This is a genomic window from Novosphingobium sp. GW821-FHT09E05, assembly GCF_059416165.1.
Genome location: NZ_JBWKOQ010000002.1, coordinates 366403 through 387628, shown reverse-complemented (window position 1 = coordinate 387628; position 21226 = coordinate 366403). Strand labels below are relative to the sequence as shown.

The window sequence follows — 21226 nt, the reverse complement described above, 5'->3', positions numbered from 1 at the left end:
ATATTGTCCACCGCATAGACCGATCGTCCCGAGGATCGGCAGCGAGAGAGGACCGCCAGCCATGCCCGGCCAGTCCGAGACGAGGACCCTGACGGAAGGATCGCCGAATGCGCGGCGCGGCCTGTCCGAACTGCTGGGAGACCTGCGCCTCGCCGGACGGACGTGGTGCTACGGCGACTTCGGCGGCCATGCCGGCTGCGCGGTGGCTCCGGGCGATGCGGTCTTCGTCCACGCGGTGATCCACGGCACCCTGCGCCTCGCCTGCGCGGGCGGGGCGATGGCGCATCTCGGACAGGGCGACGTGGCGCTGGTGCTTTCGGGCGAGGCCCACGCCCTGCGTACGGCAGCGGGGGCCGCCGCTCAGCCCCATGACTTCCTGCGCCGCGAGAGCGAGCACGACGTGCCGCCGACGCTGGCGTTCGGCGAGCCCGACCGCATCGGCGCAAGGGTGCTCAGCGCCCGGCTTCGCGCGACTTGGCCGGGCGAAGTGGTGCGCTCCTCGCTGCCGGCACTGCTGCGAGGAGCGCCGGGCCTGCTGCAGGCAGACGCGCTGGCGCTGGCGGGGATGGGCGCCGGATCGACCGCGCTGCTGACCCGTATCGCCGAGGTGCTGCTCGTCGCCACGCTCCGCGCCGACCCCGCCTGCCGCCGCATCCTCGCCAGCGAGAAGCGCGACCCGGTGGAGGAAGCCATGCAACTGATCGCGGCGAGCCCGGCACATCCCTGGACGGTCGAATCGCTCGCCCGCGCGGTGGGCATGGGGCGTTCGAACTTCGCCGCGCATTTTTCCGCCGGGATCGGCAAGGCACCGATGGAGGTGGTGGCGCAGGCCCGGATGGAGCACGCGGTGATGCTGCTGCGGCAGGGGCGGATGAAGATCGCCGAGATCAGCGAGCTCGCGGGCTATGGCTCGGAGGCCGCGTTCAGCCGCCGCTTCAGTCGCCACTTCGGCGTGACGCCCAGCCAGATGCGCGAGGAAGCGCGTGCGGCGAGGGCCGAGGCGGAAGCGGTCCCGGCCTTCCGGGCGATGCTGGGCGGGGCGCGCAGCCGCACCGTGCCGCGCGAGGTCGCGGCGCCCGAAGGTGCGTCGGCCGGCGACCGTCTCCCTCCGGGCCATGTCTTCATCACCCCGGGACGGCGGGACTGAGGGGCAAGGCACGGCGCTGGACGATCGGTCAAAGCGCATGGAGGCGCGGGGCTTCTCTCCGCCCCCGACTTACGCGACCCATGACGCAACGAAACAAAAGCACGGGAGAGCACCATGGCCACCGCCGCCCTCGAGAGGCATGCCGAGACCCGCTACAAGGTCATCGACGCCGATACGCACCTCACCGAACCGCACGACATGTGGACGCGCCGCGCGCCCGCCTCGATCCGCGACCGGGTGCCGCAGGTGAAGATGCTGAACGGCCAGCGCTGCTGGGTGATCGACGGCGACAAGTCGATCGGCACCGGCGCCCACCCCAACAGCGCGATCCTCAAGGACGGCGGCAAGGTCCGCGTGCTCGACGAGTTCCTCAAGCTGCAGTTCGAGGACGTTCATGTCGGGTCATCGTCGCTCAGGGAACGGCTGCAGGTCATGGACGAGTGCGGGATCTTCGCGCAGATCGTCTACCCCAATATCCTCGGTTTCGGCGGGCAGGCGGCGGCGCATGTCGATGCCGACCTGCGCCTCGCCTGCGTGCAGATCTACAACGACGCGGTGGCCGAGATGCAGGCCGAATCGAACGGCCGCTTCTTCCCGATGGCGCTGCTGCCGTGGTGGGACGTGGGGCTGTCCATCAGGGAGACCGAGCGCTGCGCGGCGATGGGCCTGCGCGGCATCAACATCAATTCGGACCCCCACCTCGTCGCGCTGGATGGCGGGAAGATTCCCGACCTCGCGCACGAGCACTGGTATCCGCTGTGGGAAGCCTGCGAGGGCCTGGAGATGCCGGTGAACTTCCACATCGGCGCGTCGGAAACCTCGATCGACTGGATGGGTCAGCAGGGCTGGCCCTCGCTCACCCGCGACCTGCGCTCGGGGATTTCGGGGGCGATGCTGTTCTTCAACAACGGCAAGGTGGTGGCGAACCTGATCTACTCGGGCCTGCTCGACCGCTTCCGCAAGCTCAAGTTCGTCTCGGTGGAAAGTGGGATCGGCTGGGTGCCGTTCATGATGGAAGCGCTCGACTACCAGCTCGTCGAGATCGCGGAAGGGCGTAGCTTCGAGAAAAAGCCCTCCGAGTATTTCCAGAGCAACTTCTACGCCTGCTTCTGGTTTGAGACCGGCCAGAACGCCGCCGACATGGTCCGCAAGGTCGGCGTCGACAACGTGCTGTTCGAGACCGACTTCCCGCATCCCACCGGGCTCTATCCGATCGAGAACCTCGAGGGCCGCATGGGCGACCTGACGCACGAGGAGAAGGTTAAGGTGCTGGGGGGGAACGCGGCGAAGCTCTACCGCATCGAGGTGTGAGTTTCACGAAAGCACCGGCCTGCAAACACCCCGTCGCCCCGCGCAGGCGGGGCCCGCTCCCTTCCTGGCGCCACGCCCGCAAAAAGAAGCGTCGTCCCCGCCTGCGCGGGGACGACGGGGGAGGGGACGTGGGAATGGCACATGAGACGTGCGCTATGGGGGCGAAGCGTCGCCCGGGCGGTTTTGCGCCGCACGGGGGCGGACCCGCTTCTGCCCGCGGCAATTGTCGGTAAGCCTGCGCCAAAGCATCCCCGGGAGAGACCATCATGACCTACAGAGTTGCCATCGTCACCGGCGCCGCCGCCGGCATCGGCGCCGCCTGTTCGAAGCGGCTGGCGCAGGACGGCGTCGCGGTCGGCGTGCTCGACCTCGACGAGGCGCGCTGCGCGGAGACGGTGCAGACGATCAAGGACGCGGGCGGCACCGCGATCGCGCTGGGCGCCGACATCTCCAACCGCGAGCAGGCAGCAGCCGCCGTCGCCAGGGCCCGCGACGCGCTCGGCCCGATCTCTATCCTGGTGAACAACGCCGGTGTCACCGACTTCACCCCGTTCGAGGAGTTGACCGACGAGCGCTGGGACCTGATCTATGCGATCAACGTGCGCGGGCCGATGGTGATGACGCAGCTGGTGCTCAAGGACATGAAGGACGCCGGCTGGGGGCGTATCGTCAACGTCTCGTCCTCCTCGGCGCAGACCGGGGCGATCAACATGATCTGCTATTCCTCGTCGAAGGGCGCGGTGGTGACCATGACGCGCTCGATGGCGCAGGAGTTCGGGCCCTACGGCATCACCGTCAACAACATCCCGCCCGGCTCGGTGATGGGCACGATCATGTCGGAAGCCAACCGCGAGCGTTTCCAGATTCCCACCGAAGTGCTGACCCAGACCATCCCGGTGCGCCGCATGGGCGAGCCCGCCGACATCGCCAACGCCTGCGCCTGGCTGTGCCACGAGGCCTCTGGCTACGTCACCGGCCAGACCATCGGCGTCAACGGCGGCCGCGTGGTGAGCTGAACGAGAGGCTGCGCCCAGGCGCTACAGCCGGCCCGTTGCCCCCGGTCATCCCCGCGAAGGCGGTGGTCCCGCTTGTTCTTCTGGCGCCGCGCGCAGAGTAAGCGTGGCCCCGGCCTTCGCGGCGGCGACGGATTTTTCCATCCGGGGGCTGAGGCCGCCGCCCGGCCACACCAGATACTCGCAGTTCCAGAATCACAAAGGGGCCGGCAACTTGCGCTGCCGGCCCCGATCCACATGGGGCGTGGAAATCGTCGCGACCCGACGATCAGGCCTTCTTGTCGGCCTCGTAACGCTCGATGGCTTCGATCACTATGCGGCGTGCGTCTGCGGCGTTGCCCCAGGTGCCGACGCGAACCCACTTTTCCTTTTCCAGGTCCTTGTAGTGGGTGAAGAAGTGCTCGACCTGCTGGTAGACGATGTCGGGCAGGTCTTCCTTCTCCTGCACGTGCGAATAGTACGGGAAGGTCGAGTTGATCGGCACGCAGAGCAGCTTCTCGTCGCCGCCGTGCTCGTCTTCCAGGTTGAGGACGGCGATCGGGCGCACCTTGACGACGCAGCCCGGAATGAACGGCGAGCGGGCGACGACGAGCGCGTCGAGCGGGTCACCGTCGGGCGAGAGGGTGTGCGGCACGAAACCGTAGTTAGCCGGGTAGCGCATCGGCGTGTGGAGGATGCGATCGACGAACAGAGCACCCGACGCCTTGTCGAACTCGTACTTGACCGGCTCACCGCCGACGGGAACTTCGATGATGACGTTCAGGCTCTCTGGCACATTGTCGCCAACGGGAATCATGTCGATGCGCATAACGGTCCTTACTTTAACTGGCACGGCGAAGTCGCACCGGTTGGATCTCGATGCGGCCGGACTTAGCGGCGCAACTATTGCACTGCAACAGCCTATTGGAATGAACGTAATTGAGTTGGGTGGGGGCGTCCGGCTCCCGATTTTCCCTTTTAGTTTTTGCGGGAGGTCAGGAGTCGATCCAGTCCGTTGGTCTTGCCTGGCGTGGTGCTTTCCAGCGCCGGATAGCGAAGGCCGCCGTGGTAGTCGATCGAGATCGTCTGGTAGCGGTCGTCCCGCCGCACGAGCAGCGCGATCGGTGCCTTCGAGGACCTGGCAGCGGTGATCGCGTCCTTGATGACGTCCTCGGAGTAGGCGATCCCGTTGACGGCAGTGACCTTGACCGTGTTGACGATCCCGGCGTCGTAGGCGGGGCCGTCCCACAGCGTTGCGGTGACTTCGCCGTCCTTGTTGAGCGTCATGCCCAGCGAGTACGTGAGATCTACGTTCTTGCGCGATTCCGCGACGCCCTTGTCGTAGGCGTTCTGCTTGTCCTTCCAGACCAGCTTGTAGCCGCCCATCTCGATGCCCTTGAGCGGCGCGGGTTGCCCCGTCGCGTAGAGGCGGGTGCGCAGGAAGCTGGCCCAGTCGTAGGCATAGATGCCGTTCAGCGTCGCCACGATCTCGTCGAAGTCGTAGGTCAGCTCGCCCCAGTCGCCGTCGCGCACGCCAAAGAACGCCCGGGCGAAATCGTCGAGGCCCTTCTTGCCGGCAGTGCCCTGGCGGATGATCTGGTCCGCCTCGAGCCAGGTCAGCGCTCCTTCGACGTAGTAGTCCTCGCCGCGGGTGAGCGAGGAATAGGGCAGCGGCTTGCGGCGGTTGAGCTGCGGCGCGTTGACGGTGTCCTCGACCGAGCGCCAGCCACGGCCGGGCGTACCTTCGACGTACTTGGCGGCGGCACTGGCGAAAGAGCCGAGGATGGTGTCGCGCGTCTGTACCCCGGAGCGGGCCGCGAGGACGTAGCCCCAGAACTGGGTCTGGCCCTCGTACATCCACAGCAGCGTGTTCTGCATCGGCTGCTGGTAGTCCGGCGTCCAGGCATCGGCGCCGCGGCGGAACTTGCCGTTCCAGCTATGGACGAACTCGTGCGGGATCACGTTGCGATCCCAGTCCATGTCGTCCCACTTGGTCCAGACCTTGGGCTCCATCTGGTTTTCGCTCGAGCGATGATGCTCGAGGCCGATGCCGCCCATGCGGTCGGTCAGTGCCAGCAGGAAATCGTAGTGGTCGAAATGCCTGGCGCCGAAGGTTGCGAGCGATTCGGTGACGAGATTGCGATAGGTCTGCAGATGCTCGGGCTTGATCGCCAGCATTTCGGCCTCGTCGGCGACGACGTCCATCGAGACGCCCTGACCGAGGTCGAAGCGCTGCGCGTGAACGCCGGCGAAGATCGGCGAATCGACCAGCCGCTCGAAGTCGATCGCGTTCCAGGTCACCTTGTCGCCCGATCGCACCGTGCCGTCGAGCGCGGTGTAGACGCTCCATCCCTTGGGGAAAGTCACCGTGGGCTTCATGACGATGCCACGGGTGTAGTAACCGGCGGGGTAGAGGCTCATCTTCTCCCACTGGAGGTTGAGCATCTCGCGGGTCATCGTCACGCGGCCCTCGCTGGTCTGCAGCGGCGAGGTATGGACGAACTTCGCGGTGACCGTCCTGGTGCCTTCGGGCAGCGCGAGGTGGAAGGCATTGACCGCCACCGTGTCGCGCACCCAGGGAATCTCCTTGCCGTCGGCGAAGAAGTGGATCTGGGCGAGCAACGCGTAAGGGCCGGTTTCGGAGTGGTTACCGGGCAGCCAACCGGCCTGCAGCAGCGTCAGCGAGGTCGTGCCCGCCGCCACCGGGAATGTCTGCGTAACGCGGTAGACGCCGCGATCGATGTCGCTGGCGTCGATGGCGAGCGCGATCGTGCCGGCGTAAGGCACGTCGCGCGCAGCCGCGATCGCCGGTGGCAGCGGGGGCGCCATGGGAGTGCTGCGGGTAGCGTCCTGTGCCGGTGCGGCGGTCGACAGGAACAGGGAGGCGAGGAGCGTGGTAGTCGCGAACCGATAGATCATTACGCAATCCATTGCGTCTGGAATCGGGTTTGGCAACTATCGAAAGATCCATTTCCCCCGCTACCACTTCCCCCAGCGGCGCGTTGGGGCTAAGCGCGCGCGTCATGAACACTACGCCACAGGCCATTCGCGGAACCCAGGATATCTTCGGTGCAGAGGCTGAAGCTTTCGCCCACGTCGTCGAGACGTTCGAGCGCGTGCGCCGCCTCTATCGCTTCCGCCGGGTCGAGATGCCGGTGTTCGAAAAGACCGCCGTGTTCTCGCGCTCGCTGGGCGAGACGACCGACGTGGTCTCCAAGGAAATGTACTCGTTCGAGGACCGCGGCGGCGAATCGCTGACCCTGCGGCCCGAGTTCACCGCCGGCATCGCCCGAGCCTACCTGACCGACGGCTGGAAGCAGTTCGCCCCGCTCAAGGTCGCCACCCACGGTCCGCTGTTCCGCTACGAGCGCCCGCAGAAGGGTCGCTACCGCCAGTTCCACCAGATCGACGCCGAAGTGATCGGCGCGCCCGAGCCGATGGCCGACGTGGAACTGCTGGTCATGGCCGACCAGCTGCTCAAGGAACTGGGCATTTCGGATGGCGTGACATTGCAGCTCAATACGCTGGGCGACGGCGCCAGCCGCGATGCCTGGCGCGCCGCGCTGGTGGAATACTTCCGCGATCACAGGGATGCGCTGAGCGAGGATTCGCAGGACCGTCTGGAGCGCAACCCGCTGCGCATCCTCGATTCCAAGGACCCGCGCGACAAGCCCTTCACCGCCGACGCGCCCAGGATCGACGACTTCCTCTCGGGCGAGGCGCAGGACTTCTTCGGCGCGGTGACACAAGGGCTCGAGGCGGCCTCGGTGGACTTCGTCCGCGCCCCGGCCCTTGTGCGCGGGCTGGACTACTACAGGCACACGGCTTTCGAATTTGTGACAGACCGTCTGGGCGCACAGGGCACCGTGCTCGGCGGCGGCCGGTATGACGGCCTGATGGTCGCGCTCGGTGGTCCCGAGACCCCTGCAGTCGGCTGGGCGGCGGGGATCGAGCGGCTGGCGATGCTGGTCGCCGATGCCGGCGGCGCGGCGGAAACTCCGCTCACCGCGATCCTCGCGGTTGAGGACGATGCGGCACTTTCCTTCGCGCTCAAGGCGCTGACCGCACTGCGCCATCAGGGCATCGACGCCGAGATGATCGCCACAGGCAGCCCCCGCAAGCGCTTCGACAAGGCCGTGAAGCTGGGCGCCAAGGTGCTCGTCTCGTTCGTCGTGAAGGACGGCGTGCCCACCGCCAACCTGCGTGCCGGCGACACCACGCCCGCACGCCTGGCGGTCGAGCAGGTGCTGGTGTCGATCCACCCGTGAGCTCGAACCTGTCATCCCGTCCTTGCCGGACCGCCAACCCCGTCGCCCCCGCGAAGGCGGGGATGACGAGAGAGTTTGGCTTGGCGACGGCCGACGGCATGACCTACATCCGTCGTCACCCTGACCATGTCGGGGGAAGGGCCTGATGGCGATATCCGACGCCCGCCTCGCGCAGATGGCCGCGCGCCTGGCCGAACTCGAAGCGCGGCTCGCCTCGGGCACGCTGGAGGGTGATGCCTTCGTCGCCGCCAGCCGCGACTATGCCGAGCTGGAGCCGGTGGCGCGCGTCGCGGCCGACGTCGCCTCGATGCGCGGCGAACTCGAACTGCTCCAGAAGCTCGAAGACCCCGACCCCGAGATGCGCGCGCTCGCCGCCGAGGAAGTGCAGCGCCTCAAGACCGAGCTGCCTGATGCCGAGCGCCGCCTCGCCGTCTCCATGCTCCCGCGTGATGCGGCCGACGTGCGCCCGGCGATGCTCGAAATCCGCGCCGGCACCGGCGGCGACGAGGCCGCGCTGTTCGCCGCCGACCTCTACCGCATGTACGAGAAATACGCCGCCGAACAGGGCTGGCGGGTCGAGATGGTCAGCGCCAACGCCAGCGACGTGGGGGGCTTCAAGGAAGTTGTCGCCAATATCTCGGGCTCGGGCGTGTTTGCCAAGCTCAAGTTCGAAAGCGGCGTCCACCGCGTCCAGCGCGTGCCGGTGACCGAGAGCGGCGGGCGGATCCACACCTCCGCCGCGACCGTCGCGGTGCTGCCCGAACCGACCGAGGTAGACGTGCAGGTCGAGGACAAGGACCTCAAGATCGACATCTACCGGGCGAGCGGCGCTGGCGGCCAGCACGTCAACACCACCGATTCGGCGGTGCGCATCACCCACCTGCCCTCGGGCCTCGTGGTGATCTGTCAGGACGAGCGCAGCCAGCACAAGAACAAGGCGAAGGCCATGCAGGTCCTGCGCGCGCGTCTCTACGAGAAGATGCGCGACGAGGCGCAGGGCGCCGAGGCCGAGGCGCGAAAGGCGATGGTCGGTTCGGGCGACCGCTCCGAGCGCATCCGCACCTACAACTTCCCGCAAGGGCGCGTCACTGACCACCGCATCAACCTGACGCTCCACCGCCTGCCCGAGATCCTCGAGGGGCCGGGCCTTGCCGAACTGGTCGATTCGCTCATCGCCGAGGACGAGGCCAAGCGCCTCGCGGCTATGGATGGCTGAGCCCTTCCCCCGGCCGCAGACACCGCCCGTTCGCGCGGCACGAACGGGGCTGGCGTGCTGATTTCCGAAGCCATCCGCGATGCCGCCCGGCGCCTTGCCCCCACCAGCGACACCGCCCGGCTCGACGCCGAAGTGCTGATGGCCCGTGCGCTGGGCGTCGACCGCTCGGCGCTGCTGCTGCGCCACATGCGCGATCCCGCGCCCGATAGCTTCGCGCCCTTGGTCGAACGCCGTGCGGCCAGCGAGCCGGTGGCCTACATCACCGGTCGCCAGGAATTCTTCGGCCTGCCCTTCATCGTCGGCCCCGACGTGCTGATCCCGCGGGGCGATTCGGAAACGCTGGTCGAAGCCGCTCTCGCTGCCCGCCCGGACGCCCGAAGCGTGCTTGACTGCGGCACCGGCTCGGGCGCCCTGCTGCTGGCGGTGCTGGCGAACCTGCCGGATGCGCGCGGGCTGGGCATCGACCGCTCGTCCGGCGCACTCGCCGTCGCATCGGCCAACGCGCGGGCGCTCGATCTCGCCGGCCGCGCCGAAATGCGCGTCGCCGACTGGCATGCGCCCGGCTGGAGCGAGGGTCTCGGCGGCCCCTTCGACCTCGTCCTCGCCAACCCGCCTTACGTCGAGGATGGCGCTGTCCTCGAAACCTCGGTCCACGCCTTCGAGCCTGCCGGCGCGCTGTTTTCGGGGCCCGAGGGGCTCGACGACTACCGGGTGCTGGTGCCCCAGCTTTCCGGCCTGCTGGCCCCCGGCGGTGTCGCGCTGGTGGAGATAGGGCATGCGCAGGCGGAGGCGGTCGGCGCGATCGGCGCGGCCTGCGGATTGACCGCGCAGCTCCACCGCGACCTTGCCGGACGCGCTCGGGTCGTCGCTTTTTCGGTGGGTAACCTGCAGGAGCGGTAAGTTTTTGCTTGGAATTCGCCGGTACAATGCCTAGAGATTGAAGCGAACCGGCTTATGGACGATGTTTTCCCATACCCGGTTCGCCTCCACTATTTGCAAGCGTTCGTGGTTTAAGCGCCACGGCAGGGCAAATGGGGAACTCGCGGCAGCCGGGGGCCAGCCGGGATCATATCACGTTCGGCAGACCGGCCCTTGGGGCTCAGGTCGATGCTAAGGGTTTTGAGGAAAATCATCCTTGAATAACAATCGCGGTAACAACAACAACCGCCGGCGTGGCCGCGGTAACAACAATCGCCAGCAGGGCGGCGGCCAGCAGACCAACCGGATCGACAGCAGGGCACGCGGCAACGCGCCGCAGATGCTCGAGAAGTACCGGAAGCTGGCCCATGACGCCCATCTGAACGGTGACCGGGTGACGGAGGAATACAACCTCCAGTTCGCTGATCACTACTTCCGCGTCATCGCTGACCAGAAGCAGCGGCAGGACGATTCGCGCCAGCCGCGCCGGGATGACCGGCCGTCGGAATATGGCGACGATTTCGCCGCGGCCGAGTACGATCCCTATGGCGAGACGCCCTCGATGCCGGCCAGTCACGCCGATCGTGGCCCGCGCCAGGACCGTGAGCCCCGCGAGCAGCGCGAACAGCGCCAGGATCGCTACGAGCGCGAACCGCGTGTCGAAGCGGCGCCCGAGGCGCCCGTCGAGGCGGCTGCGGAAGAGGTCGCGCAGGTTGTCGGCCAGGCTCCCGGTGCGGTCTACGAACCGCCCGAGAATCCCTTCGTGCGGGACAACCGCGGTCCGGGCCGCGGCCTGAAGCAGCGCAAGCCGCGCCCTGCGCGCGACGAAGACGCTCGCGCAAGCCAGCCCGACGCATCCTCGCAGGATGTTTCGGACGAGCGGGGCGGCAACTTCGACGCCGCCGTGCTTCCGCCCGCGATTTCCGCCCGGCCCGCCCGCAAGCCCAAGGCCGCCCCGGCGCCTGCCGAGCAGACCTCGGAAGCACCGGAGGCTTCGGCCGAACCCGCCGGCGAGGAAAAGCCCCGTCGCCGCCGTGCCCGCAAGCCTGCAGCCGACGATGCGGGCGCCACGCCCGAAGCCGTGAACGGCTGATCCCTGACATCCGGCGCGGCGCAACTGGACTTGCGCCGCGCCGGACCGGGCTTACAAGCCCAAGGCGATGCAGTCCGATCGGCGCGCTTCGCCCACCCCCCGAACCCTGAGCCTCGCGCTCGTCCCCGCACGGCCTCGTGGCCGCGCCCTGGCGGCGACCGTCGCCGGCGCCGTGGCCGCCTGCGGCTTCCAGCCCCTCGCGCTCTGGCCGCTGACGTTGATCGGTGTTGCGTGGCTGCTCGAACTCGCGGTGCGGGCCCGCACCGGCCGGCAGGTCTTCGCGCTCGGCTGGTGCTTCGGCCTCGGTCACTTCACGCTCGGCAACAACTGGATCGCCACGGCCTTCACCTACCAGGCCGAGATGCCCGCATGGCTCGGCATGATCGCGGTCGTGCTGCTGGCGCTGTACCTGGCGCTGTTCCCGGCCGTGGCGCTGCTGGCCGCCTGGCTGCTCGCCCGTCCCGATCGTGACACCGGCCCTCGCGCCTTTGCGCCGCTGGTGTTCGCCCTGGCAGGAGCCTGGATCCTCGCCGAGTGGACGCGTGGCTGGCTGTTCACCGGCTTTCCGTGGAATCCCATGGGCGTGGCGCTGCTGGGTCCGTTCGACAGCCGGGGGCTCGCGCTGCTGACGCCGTGGATCGGGACCTATGGGTTATCCGGCATCCTCGTCCTGCTGGCGGGCCTGCCCGGGGTCTTCGCCAGGGCGGCGGGGCTGAGCCAAGGCAAGGCGCGGGCGCTCTGGGCATTGCCCGTCGTCGCCGTTGCGGCCGCGCTGGGGCTGGTCATGTACGCGCCGGGCCCGCAGGCGACGCAGGGCGCCATTCCCTATACTCTCGTGCAGCCGGACCTGCGGCAGGAGGTGATCGACGATCCGCGTCATTTCGAGCCCAACTTCCGCAAGCTCGCCACGCTCTCGCTGCCGCGCCGGGCAGGTGATCGCCGGCTGGTGCTGTGGCCCGAGTCGGGGCTCGGCGACTTCCTGCGCGATGGTTACCCGGACTACGTCTACAGCGCCTATACCTACGCCGGGGACCCGCTCGTCTCGCGGCGCCGCATCGGCCGGGTGATCGGCCCCTACGGCCTGCTGCTGACGGGCGCGGTCGACCTCGTCATCAAGGACGGGGAAGAAATCGCCGCCCGCAACTCGGTGACCGCGCTCGACGGCGGCGGCGCCCTGCTTGCCGGCTATTCCAAGGCCCACCTCGTGCCTTTCGGCGAGTACCTTCCGCTGCGCTGGCTGCTCGAACCGCTGGGCGCCAGCCGCTTCGTCGCCGGCAGCCTGGACTTCTGGCCGGGCCCGGGCCCCCGCACCATCGACTTCGGCGCCTACGGCGAGGCGGGTATCCAGATCTGCTACGAGATCGTCTTCAGCGGACAGGTCGTCGATCGCCGGAACCGGCCCGACTACATCTTCAATCCTTCGAACGACGGCTGGTTCGGCGGCTGGGGGCCGCCCCAGCATCTCGCCCAGGCCCGCCTCCGCGCGATCGAGGAGGGCCTGCCGGTCCTGCGCTCGACCACCACCGGGATCAGCGCGGTGGTCGATGCCGACGGCATCGTCCGCGCCTTGGTGCCATGGCACCGGGCAGGACGACTCGACGGTCGCATCCCGCCACCGCATGAGCCGACCCTCTTCGCCCGGTATGGCAACGTGCTGCCGCTGGGCATCGCCGCGCTGCTGCTTTTTGCAAGCCTTTGCGTGGTTGCACTGAGGCGCCCGCGGGGCTAGACCGACCGCCACATAAAGTTTCCTTTATATCCCAAGGTCTCTCATGCGCAGCAACTACGTCTTCACGTCCGAGAGCGTCTCGGAAGGTCATCCCGACAAGGTTTCCGACCAGATTTCCGATGCCATCGTCGATCTCTTCCTCTCCAAGGATCCCGAGGCGCGCGTCGCCTGCGAGACCCTGACGACGACCCAGCTCGTGGTCCTCGCCGGCGAAATCCGCTGCAAAGGCGTCTACGAGAACGGCGAATGGGCACCCGGCGCACTCGACGAGATCGAGAAGACGGTCCGCGCGGTCGTGAAGAAGATCGGCTATGCGCAGGACGGTTTCCACCACGAGACCTTCGAGCTGATCAATCGCCTCCACGGCCAGTCCGCACAGATCGCCCAGGGCGTCGATGCCTCGGGCAACAAGGACGAAGGCGCCGGCGACCAGGGCATCATGTTCGGCTTCGCCTGCGACGAGACGCCCGACTTGATGCCGGCGACGCTCTACTACAGCCACAAGATCCTCGAGCGCCTCGCCGCCGACCGTCATTCGGGCACGGCTCCCTTCCTCGAACCCGATGCCAAGAGCCAGGTCACACTGCGCTTCGAGGACGGCGTGCCCGTCGCCGCGACCGCTGTGGTCGTCTCGACCCAGCACCAGGCCGGTTACGACAAGGGCGACAAGGAAGCCGAGCTCAAGGCCTACGTCCGCCAGGTCGTCACCGAACTGCTGCCCGCGGGCTTCGTCACCGACGAGACGGCGTTCCACATCAACCCGACCGGCTCGTTCGAGATCGGCGGCCCCGATGGCGACGCCGGGCTGACCGGCCGCAAGATCATCGTCGACACCTATGGCGGCGCGGCTCCGCACGGCGGCGGCGCGTTCTCGGGCAAGGATCCCACCAAGGTCGACCGCTCGGCCGCCTACGTCACGCGCTACCTCGCCAAGAACGTGGTCGCCGCCGGCCTCGCCACGCGCTGCACGATCCAGATCTCGTACGCGATCGGCGTGTCGCAGCCGCTATCGCTCTACGTCGATACGCACGGTACCGGCACCGCGAAGGACGCCGACCTCGAAGTGGCGATCGCCAAGGTCGCGGCCGACACGCTCGGCGGTCTGACCCCGCGCGGAATCCGCGTCGGCCTTGGCCTCAACAAGCCGATCTACGCCAGGACCGCCGCCTACGGCCACTTCGGCCGCCAGCCCGAAGGCGACCTGTTCCCCTGGGAGCGCACCGACCTCGTCGACGCGCTGAAGGCCGCGCTGGGCTGATAGCCGCAGGCGGCCGGGGCTGTCTCCTGGTCGCCGGGTCAAAGGCCACAACGGGACATAAGACCCCGTCGTCCCCGCCTACGCGGGGACGACGGGCCTTTTTGTTCGAATGATTCAATTGATCGGTAGCCCGGCACTGCCACGCTCGCCAATCCGCGATGGCGCGTAGCGCTCATCGTCGCCCCTTGCCACCGCCGAAACAGGCGATAGCTTCCCCTCATCACGCCGCGCTTTCCAGACGCGGACCGCAGGGGACTTATCCATGATCGAAACCGACCGCCGCGGCGCTCTCGGCCTTGCCGCCGCCCTTCCTCTCGCCTCGGCCATCCCGTCGCTGCTCGCAGGCGCGGCCCATGCCGCAGAGACTTCCGCCGCCGCCTGGGACCTCACCGAACTCTACCCCGATCTCGCCGCCTGGGACGCCGCGCGCAAGGACGTGGTCGCCGCGCTGCCGCGCCTCGCCGCCTACAAGGGCACGCTGGGGCAAGGCGCGGGCGCCATGGTCAAGGCGCTGGAAGATATCTCGGCGGTGACGCTGAGGTTCATGCGCGTCTACGTCCACGCCTCGCTGCGCGCGGACGAGGACGTGCGCGTCTCCGCCAACCAGGAACGTAATGCGCAGGTCGAAGACCTCTACGCCCAGTTCGGCGAGGCGACCGCCTGGACCAGCCCGGAAGTGCTGGAACTCGGCAAGGACAAGGTCGAAGGCTACATCGCCGCGAACGATACGCTGAAGCGCCGCTTCGCCTATTCACTGCGCAAGACGCTGCGGCAGGCAGCGCATACGCTGGACACCAAGGGCGAGCAGATCCTCGCGGCCGTGTCCTCGCCGCTGTCTGGCCCGCAGACGATCCGGGAGCAGCTGTTCAGCTCGGACATCCCCTGGCCCACGGTCACCCTGTCCGACGGGCGCAGCCAGCGGCTCGACGCGCAGGGCTATACCTTGACGCGCGATGCACCCAACCGGGATGACCGCAAGAAGGTCATGGACGCCTTCTTCGGGCAGATGGGCAAGTTCCAGAACTCGCTCGGCACGGCGATGGCGGCCAAGCTCAAGGGCGACGTCTTCGAGGCGCGGGCGCGCAGCTATCCCAGTTCGATGGCGGCGGCGCTCTCTCCCGACAATGTGCCCGAGGGCGTCTACCGCACGCTGATCGCCGAGACCAACGCGGGCCTGCCGCAGCTGCACCGCTCGTTCCAGCTGCGGCGCAGGATGCTCAAGCTGCCGGACATCCACTACTACGACATCTATCCGCCGCTGGTGAGCCTCGAGCGCAAGTTCACGCTGACCGACATGCGCAACATCACCCTGAAAGCGGTCGAGCCGCTCGGCCCCGACTACGTCAAGCGGCTGGGCACGGCGACGGCGGCGAAGTGGATGGACCCGCTGCCGCGCCCCGGCAAGCGCGCGGGCGCCTACATGAACGGTGCGGCCTACGGGGTGCATCCGTACCTGCTGCTCAATCTCGGCGAGAATTACGAGGGCCTGTCGACGTACGCGCACGAGTGGGGCCACGCCATGCACACGCTGCTGGCCGATAGCGCGCAGCCGTTCGAGCTTTCGGACTACCCGATCTTCGCCGCCGAGATCGCCTCGACCTGCAACGAGGTGCTGCTGACCGAGTACATGCTGGCGCAGGCGAAGACCAACGAGGAGAAGATCTACTACCTCGGCATGCGGCTGGAGGGGATGCGCGGCACCTTCTTCCGGCAGGCGATGTTCGCCGAGTTCGAGCTGAAGATGCACGAGATGGCCGAGGCCGGCGAGGGCCTGTCGGGCGAGAGCCTGACGCGGGTCTACCTCGACCTGCTGAAGCGCTACCACGGCCCGGACTTCGTCATCGACGAGCCCTACGCGGTGGAATGGGCCTATATCCCACACTTCTACAGCCAGTTCTACGTCTACAAATACGCCACCTCGATCGCGGCGGGGACGTGGTTCGCGCATTCGATCCTGAACGGCGGCAAGGCCGAGCGCGAACGCTACCTCGACGTGCTGCGCGCGGGCGGATCGGCCGACCCGGTGGACATCATCAAGGCGTCCGGCCTCGACATGACCGGGCCCGAGCCATACCGCGGCCTGGTCGCGGACTTCGCAGCCACCATCGACCAGATCGAGAAGCTGATGGGGTGAAGCGCCAAATCCTCCCCGTCGGCTGGCGGCGGGGCGGATTGGCCGCGATCACGCGCTCGTTTTCGCGGGTTCCATGCCGTCCAGCGGCGTCTTGCGCCCCGGCCCGCCGCTGACCGCGACGGTCATCTCGCCGAGGCCCTCCATCCACGCCTGCATCGTGTCGCCCGGCACGACGGGCCCGACCGACCGCGGCGGGGTGCCCGAGAAGATCACGTCGCCGGGATGCAGCGTCATCACCGAGGCGGCGTGTTCGACAAGGTCGGCGATGCCCAGCACCAGGCGGCGGGTGTTGTCGACCTGGCGGTCCTCGCCATTGACCTTGAGGACGAAGTCGAGGGCGTCGGGATCGGCGATCTCGTCGCGGGTCGTCAGCCAGGGGCCCATCACGCCGTACGTGTCGAAGCTCTTGCCGAAGCTGGGAAATTCGCTGCCCTGCATGGTCATGTCGAGGCCGATGCAGTAGCCCGCGACGTAGTCCAGCGCCTCGCTCGCCGGGATTTCGGTGCCCTGGCGGCCGATGACGATGGCGATCTCCATCTCGTGGAAGGTGGTGCGCTCGGGCCAGCGCAGGGTGACGCCGTCGGCCTCGCCGGCGGCGGCACTGGTCATCTTGAACAGCAAGCCGAGGCGGCGGGGGTGGCCGCCGGCGGCCAGCACTTCCTCGAAATTACCGGCGCCGCAGACGAACTTGCCGGGGTTGGCGACGGGGTTGCGCAGCAGGACTTGCGCGAGGGGCACGCCCTCGGCCTGGTCGGCGAGGTCTTCCATCAGCGGGCGCAGGGTTTCGAGGCTGGCGATGAACTGGTCGCCCGCCGGGTAGGGCCAGCGCACGTCGGGCAGGGTGTCGGTGACGGCCGTCACGTCATGGACACGTTCGCCGCGCACGACGCCGACCCGGATGGGGCCGTCGGCCTGAGTCTGGTAGCGGCAGATCTTCATGGCGGCATTCTCTCCCGTTGTATTGGAGGAGAGCTATGCGGCGGGCGGGGAACGGGCAAGCACCGGGAGTCCGGGCCGGCTGTCCGAGCGTCCATTGGGAAAAATAGATCGTCGCCCCCGCGTAAGCGGGGCCCCCCTTCCTTTCCGCTACCTCACACCAATGCGCGAAGTTGCGAGAATAACAAGCGGGGTCCCCGCCTTCGCGGGGACGACGGGTGTTGTTCGATAGGCTGAATCAGGCAGGCTTGATGCCCCCAGGCCGGTCTCAGGCCGGCTTGATGCCCATGCAGAGGTACTTCACCTCCATGTAGTCATCGAGGCCGTAGTGCGAACCCTCGCGCCCCAGCCCGGACTGCTTGACGCCGCCGAAAGGCGCGACCTCGGTCGAGATCAACCCGGTGTTGATCCCGACCATGCCCGCTTCCAGCCCCTCGGCCACGCGCCAGACGCGGCTGAGGTCGCTTGCGTAGAAGTAGCTGGCGAGACCGAACTCGGTGTCGTTGGCCATGCGGATCGCCTCGGCCTCGTCGGTGAAGCGGATGACGCCCGCCAGAGGCCCGAAGGTTTCCTCGCGCGCAAGCTTCATGTCGGGCTTCACGCCGGAGATGACGGTGGGGTTGAAGAAGCTGCCGCCGCGTTCGTTGCGCTGGCCGCCCGCGAGCACCGTGGCGCCGCCATCGACCGCGTCCTTGAGGTGCTCCTCCACCTTCTCGACCGCCTTCTCGTCGATCAGCGGGCCGACGTCGGTGCCCTTGTCCATGCCGTAGCCCACGGTCATCGCGTTGACGCGCGCCGCGAGCTTGGTGACGAACTCGTCGTAGACGCCGTCCTGCACGTAGAAGCGATTGGTGCAGACGCAGGTCTGGCCGCCGTTGCGGAACTTGGAGATCATCGCGCCTTCGATCGCGGAATCCACGTCGGCATCGTCGAACACCAGGAACGGCGCGTTGCCGCCCAGTTCCATCGAGCACTTCTTGATGGTCTCGGCGCATTCGCGCAGCAGGTCGCGGCCGATCTCGGTGGAGCCGGTGAAGGTCAGCTTGGCGACCTTGGGGCTGCCGGTCAGGGCCGAGCCGATCTGGCCCGCGCTGCCGGTGACGACATTGACGACGCCCTTGGGAATGCCCGCCATCTCGCACAGCTGCGCGATCGCCAGCGCCGAGTAGGGCGTGGCCGAAGCGGGTTTGATGACGATGGTGCAGCCCGCCGCCAGCGCCGGGCCGAGCTTGCGGGTGATCATCGCATTGGGGAAGTTCCAGGGCGTGATCGCGGCGACGACGCCGACGCCCTGCTTGATCACGACGATGCGGCGGTCGGGCGCGTGGCCGGGGATCACGTCACCGTAGGCGCGCTTGCCCTCTTCGGCGAACCACTCGATGAAGCTGGCGCCATAGGCGATCTCGCCGCGTCCCTCGGCGAGCGGCTTGCCCTGCTCGCGGGTGAGCAGTTCGCCGAGGTCGTCCTGGTGCTGCAGCATCAGTTCGAACAGCTTGCGCATCAGCTTGGCGCGTTCACCCGCGGTCTTGGCACGCCAGGCGGGCAGGGCGGCCTCGGCGGCGTCGATCGCGCGGGCGGTTTCATCCGCGCCCATCTTCGGAACCGTGCCCAGCACTGCGCCCGAGCCGGGGTCGGTGACCTCGAACGTCGCGCCGGAATCGGCATCCACCCACTCGCCGTCGATGTAGCACTGCTGCTTCAGGAAGTCGGTGTAGGCCATGTGGTGCGGTTCCTCTGATGCCGGTGGCGTGTGGGGCGCATCGGATGCACGCCCGCGAATGTCCCGGTTTGAATAGGCACGACCCCTAGCCCTGACAAGGCGCACCGACCTCCTCGCATAAGCGCGAGGTCGGGCGATTGACGGCCCTGTGCGGCTCGGTTAGTCTTGAAGTCGAATAATAATTCGCAAATGTGAATTAACTCGGGAGAGTTCGGCTTGGAATACGCAGGGTACATCGGCGGCGCCTTCGTGAAGGGCGAGGGCGAGCGCTTCGAGGTGCACAATCCTTCCGACGAATCGGTGGTGGCCGAAGTGGTGGGCGTCTCGGCCGCGCAGGCCGACGCGGCGATCGGTGCGGCGCGGCAGGCGTTCGATTCGGGCGTCTGGTCGGGCCTGACGATGAAAGCGCGCGCCGCCGCGATGACCCGCTTCGGCGAGGCGATGCGCAAGCGCGCCGACTGGCTCAAGGAATGCGCGATCGACGAGGCCGGGTGCCCTGTCTCCTCCACGGTGATGGGCGCGCAGGTCCACGCGCCGCTGCGCATGACGGACGAGATCATCGACCTGTTCCTGCGCCTGCCGGAGCAGGAGGAAAACCCGCTGCCGATCCACGAACGGGTCAATCCCTACTTCGTGGTGCAGAGCCTCAAGCGCTGGTCGCCGCTGGGCGTGGTATCGGCGATCTCGGCCTACAACGTGCCGTTCTACACCGCGTTCTGGAAGGTCGTGCCAGCGCTGATGGCGGGCGACACGGTGATCCTGCGGCCCAATCCGCTGACCCCGATATCCTCGATGATCTTCGCCGCCGCCGCCGAGGAAGCGGGCCTGCCGCCGGGCGTGATGAACGTGATCGTCGAGCAGGGTCTCGCGGGCGGCCATGCCATGACCACCGACCCGCGTGTCGACATGGTCTCGTTCACGGGCTCGTGCACCGTGGGCGCCAAGGTGGCCGAGCAGGCCGCGCCCACGCTCAAGCGGCTGGTGCTGGAACTGGGCGGCAAGTCCGCGCAGATCTACCTGCCCGACGCGGTGGGCCGCGCGGCTTCGGCGGCGTATTCGGTCTGCACCTCGCACGCGGGGCAGGGCTGTGTGCTGGGCACGCGGATCTTCGTGCCCGAGGAGAACAAGGCGGAAGTTCTCGACGGCATGGCCAAGGCGCTGTCGGCGGTGAAGATCGGCCCGGCCAGCGATCCCGCGACCCAGCTCGGCCCGGTGATCAGCGCGGCCCAGCGCGACCGCTGCGAGCACTTCACGAACGCCGCCGTCGCGGCGGGCGGGCGCGTGGTGTGCGGCGGCAAGCGGCCCGAGGGGCTGGACAAGGGGTTCTACTGGGAGCCGACCGTGCTCGACCTGCCCGACAATTCCAACCCCGCCGCGCAGGAGGAGATCTTCGGGCCGGTGGTCGGCGTCATCGGCTACCGCGACCTCAACCATGCGGTGCAGATGGCCAACGATTCGCGCTTCGGCCTGTCGGGCTGGGTGCACGGGGCGGACAAGGTCAAGGCGCTGGAAGTCGGCCTGAAAATCCGCAGCGGCGCGGTCAACATCAACGGCGCGGTGATGTCGAGCTACGCGAGCGGCGGCGGCATCAAGATGAGCGGTCAGGGCCGCGAGCGTGGGATCGACGGCCTGCGCGAATTCCAGATGATCACCACGCTGAACATCGGCGGGTAGACAACGACAACAGAGACGGGAGAGGGACGATGGACGGACTGGTTCAAGGCAAGGTGACGCTGATCACCGGGGCAGGCTCCGGCGTGGGGCGCGCGGCGGTGCTGCTGTTCTGCGAGCACGGCGCCAGAGTCGTCGCGGCCGACATCAACGGCGCCAATGCCGAGGAAACTGTGGCCCTCGCCAAGGCGGCGGGCGGCGAGGCGATCGCGGTCACCTGCAACGTCGCCGACCCGGCCAGCGTCGATGCGGCAGTGGCGAAGGCGGTGGAGAGCTTCGGCCGCCTCGACATCATCTACAACAACGCGGGCATTACCATCAGCCCGGTCCCCGGCAAGGGCCTGCGCAGCCTCGTCGAGTGCGCGCCCGAGGAGATGAAGCGCGTCGAGGACGTCAACATCAACGGCGTCGTCTACGGCTGCCAGGCGGCGATCCGCCAGTTCGAGGCGCAGGACGGCGGCGGCGTGATCGTCTCCACCGCCTCGGTAGCCGGGCTGATGGGCTACGGCGGCGTGCTCTACGGCGCGACCAAGGGCGCGGTGGTGCAGCTGACCCGCGCGCTGGCGATCGAGGTCGCGGACAAGGGCATCCGCGTCAACGCGGTCTGCCCGGCGGGCATGCTCACCCATTACGCGGGCATGGACCCCGACAGCGAGCATCGCGGCCGTATCCTCGAAGGCATGGGCAAGGCGCATCCGCTGGGCAAGGCGATCGACCCGCGCGACACCGCGTCCGCCGCGCTGTTCCTGTGCTCGGACCTCGCGAGCAACATCACCGGGGTGAACCTGCCGGTCGACGGCGGCCTCACTGCCGGCCGCAAGGCAGGAGGCTGA

16 protein-coding genes are annotated in these 21226 nt (G+C 68.0%); 12 read left to right on the top strand and 4 right to left on the bottom strand.

What is annotated here, in order from left to right; all coding sequences use genetic code 11:
• Positions 1–61 precede the first annotated feature (61 nt).
• From AC07M9_RS13695 to AC07M9_RS13685, 3 genes are all read left to right on the top strand, one after another.
• Positions 62–1147 (top strand): helix-turn-helix transcriptional regulator, encoded by a 1086-nt coding sequence (locus AC07M9_RS13695; RefSeq protein ID WP_494884305.1) that lies wholly within the window; start codon positions 62–64, stop codon positions 1145–1147.
• A gap of 114 nt (positions 1148–1261) precedes the next feature.
• Positions 1262–2458 (top strand): amidohydrolase family protein, encoded by a 1197-nt coding sequence (locus AC07M9_RS13690; protein WP_494884304.1) that lies wholly within the window; start codon positions 1262–1264, stop codon positions 2456–2458.
• 266 nt (positions 2459–2724) lie between these two features.
• Positions 2725–3474: an SDR family NAD(P)-dependent oxidoreductase gene (locus AC07M9_RS13685; protein WP_494884303.1), complete on the top strand. Its 750-nt coding sequence runs from the start codon at positions 2725–2727 to the stop codon at positions 3472–3474.
• Between the two features lie 265 nt (positions 3475–3739).
• On the opposite strand, the gene ppa is transcribed toward AC07M9_RS13685, so the two are convergent.
• Positions 3740–4279: an inorganic diphosphatase gene (ppa, locus tag AC07M9_RS13680; RefSeq protein ID WP_494884302.1), complete on the bottom strand. Its 540-nt coding sequence runs from the start codon at positions 4277–4279 to the stop codon at positions 3740–3742.
• 149 nt (positions 4280–4428) lie between these two features.
• Entirely contained in the window at positions 4429–6369 is a 1941-nt protein-coding gene (locus AC07M9_RS13675; RefSeq protein WP_494884301.1) for a M61 family metallopeptidase, read from the bottom strand.
• Between the two features lie 104 nt (positions 6370–6473).
• Between AC07M9_RS13675 and hisS the strand changes: the two genes are divergently transcribed.
• The 7 genes from hisS to pepF all read left to right on the top strand — a co-directional run bounded on the left by hisS (position 6474) and on the right by pepF (position 16066).
• The gene (gene hisS / locus AC07M9_RS13670; RefSeq protein WP_494884300.1) at positions 6474–7718 is read left to right on the top strand and encodes a histidine--tRNA ligase; all 1245 of its coding nucleotides are present in this window, start codon (positions 6474–6476) and stop codon (positions 7716–7718) included.
• Positions 7719–7863: 145 nt separating this feature from the next.
• The gene (prfA, locus tag AC07M9_RS13665) at positions 7864–8934 is read left to right on the top strand and encodes a peptide chain release factor 1 (protein ID WP_494884299.1); all 1071 of its coding nucleotides are present in this window, start codon (positions 7864–7866) and stop codon (positions 8932–8934) included.
• 54 nt (positions 8935–8988) lie between these two features.
• A complete protein-coding gene (prmC, locus tag AC07M9_RS13660; RefSeq protein WP_494884298.1) occupies positions 8989–9834 on the top strand; it encodes a peptide chain release factor N(5)-glutamine methyltransferase in 846 nt (281 codons plus the stop codon).
• A gap of 235 nt (positions 9835–10069) precedes the next feature.
• Positions 10070–10945: a DUF4167 domain-containing protein gene (locus AC07M9_RS13655; RefSeq protein WP_494884297.1), complete on the top strand. Its 876-nt coding sequence runs from the start codon at positions 10070–10072 to the stop codon at positions 10943–10945.
• A 67-nt stretch (positions 10946–11012) separates the two neighbouring features.
• Positions 11013–12674: an apolipoprotein N-acyltransferase gene (gene lnt, locus AC07M9_RS13650; protein ID WP_494884296.1), complete on the top strand. Its 1662-nt coding sequence runs from the start codon at positions 11013–11015 to the stop codon at positions 12672–12674.
• Between the two features lie 43 nt (positions 12675–12717).
• Positions 12718–13932 (top strand): methionine adenosyltransferase, encoded by a 1215-nt coding sequence (gene metK, locus AC07M9_RS13645; RefSeq protein ID WP_494884295.1) that lies wholly within the window; start codon positions 12718–12720, stop codon positions 13930–13932.
• A gap of 262 nt (positions 13933–14194) precedes the next feature.
• Positions 14195–16066, top strand: a complete 1872-nt coding sequence (gene pepF / locus AC07M9_RS13640; protein ID WP_494884294.1) for an oligoendopeptidase F — start codon at positions 14195–14197, stop codon at positions 16064–16066.
• Between the two features lie 48 nt (positions 16067–16114).
• On the opposite strand, the gene AC07M9_RS13635 is transcribed toward pepF, so the two are convergent.
• A complete protein-coding gene (locus tag AC07M9_RS13635) occupies positions 16115–17005 on the bottom strand; it encodes a fumarylacetoacetate hydrolase family protein (RefSeq protein WP_494884293.1) in 891 nt (296 codons plus the stop codon).
• 265 nt (positions 17006–17270) lie between these two features.
• Entirely contained in the window at positions 17271–18722 is a 1452-nt protein-coding gene (locus AC07M9_RS13630) for an NAD-dependent succinate-semialdehyde dehydrogenase (RefSeq protein WP_494884292.1), read from the bottom strand.
• Positions 18723–18938: 216 nt separating this feature from the next.
• On the opposite strand from AC07M9_RS13630, the gene AC07M9_RS13625 reads away from it, so the two are divergent.
• Both AC07M9_RS13625 and AC07M9_RS13620 read left to right on the top strand, forming a co-directional pair.
• A complete protein-coding gene (locus AC07M9_RS13625; RefSeq protein ID WP_494884291.1) occupies positions 18939–20396 on the top strand; it encodes an aldehyde dehydrogenase family protein in 1458 nt (485 codons plus the stop codon).
• Positions 20397–20425: 29 nt separating this feature from the next.
• Positions 20426–21226: an SDR family NAD(P)-dependent oxidoreductase gene (locus tag AC07M9_RS13620; protein ID WP_494884290.1), complete on the top strand. Its 801-nt coding sequence runs from the start codon at positions 20426–20428 to the stop codon at positions 21224–21226.

What these genes read in the sequence shown, in the direction of transcription:
- AC07M9_RS13695 (WP_494884305.1), top strand. Translation starts at nt 62, where the DNA reads ATGCCCGGCCAGTCCGAGACGAGGACCCTGACGGAAGGATCGCCGAAT.
- AC07M9_RS13690 (WP_494884304.1), top strand. Translation starts at nt 1,262, where the DNA reads ATGGCCACCGCCGCCCTCGAGAGGCATGCCGAGACCCGCTACAAGGTC.
- AC07M9_RS13685 (WP_494884303.1), top strand. Translation starts at nt 2,725, where the DNA reads ATGACCTACAGAGTTGCCATCGTCACCGGCGCCGCCGCCGGCATCGGC.
- ppa (WP_494884302.1), bottom strand. Translation starts at nt 4,279, where the DNA reads ATGCGCATCGACATGATTCCCGTTGGCGACAATGTGCCAGAGAGCCTG.
- AC07M9_RS13675 (WP_494884301.1), bottom strand. Translation starts at nt 6,369, where the DNA reads ATGATCTATCGGTTCGCGACTACCACGCTCCTCGCCTCCCTGTTCCTG.
- hisS (WP_494884300.1), top strand. Translation starts at nt 6,474, where the DNA reads ATGAACACTACGCCACAGGCCATTCGCGGAACCCAGGATATCTTCGGT.
- prfA (WP_494884299.1), top strand. Translation starts at nt 7,864, where the DNA reads ATGGCGATATCCGACGCCCGCCTCGCGCAGATGGCCGCGCGCCTGGCC.
- lnt (WP_494884296.1), top strand. Translation starts at nt 11,013, where the DNA reads ATGCAGTCCGATCGGCGCGCTTCGCCCACCCCCCGAACCCTGAGCCTC.
- metK (WP_494884295.1), top strand. Translation starts at nt 12,718, where the DNA reads ATGCGCAGCAACTACGTCTTCACGTCCGAGAGCGTCTCGGAAGGTCAT.
- pepF (WP_494884294.1), top strand. Translation starts at nt 14,195, where the DNA reads ATGATCGAAACCGACCGCCGCGGCGCTCTCGGCCTTGCCGCCGCCCTT.
- AC07M9_RS13635 (WP_494884293.1), bottom strand. Translation starts at nt 17,005, where the DNA reads ATGAAGATCTGCCGCTACCAGACTCAGGCCGACGGCCCCATCCGGGTC.
- AC07M9_RS13630 (WP_494884292.1), bottom strand. Translation starts at nt 18,722, where the DNA reads ATGGCCTACACCGACTTCCTGAAGCAGCAGTGCTACATCGACGGCGAG.
- AC07M9_RS13620 (WP_494884290.1), top strand. Translation starts at nt 20,426, where the DNA reads ATGGACGGACTGGTTCAAGGCAAGGTGACGCTGATCACCGGGGCAGGC.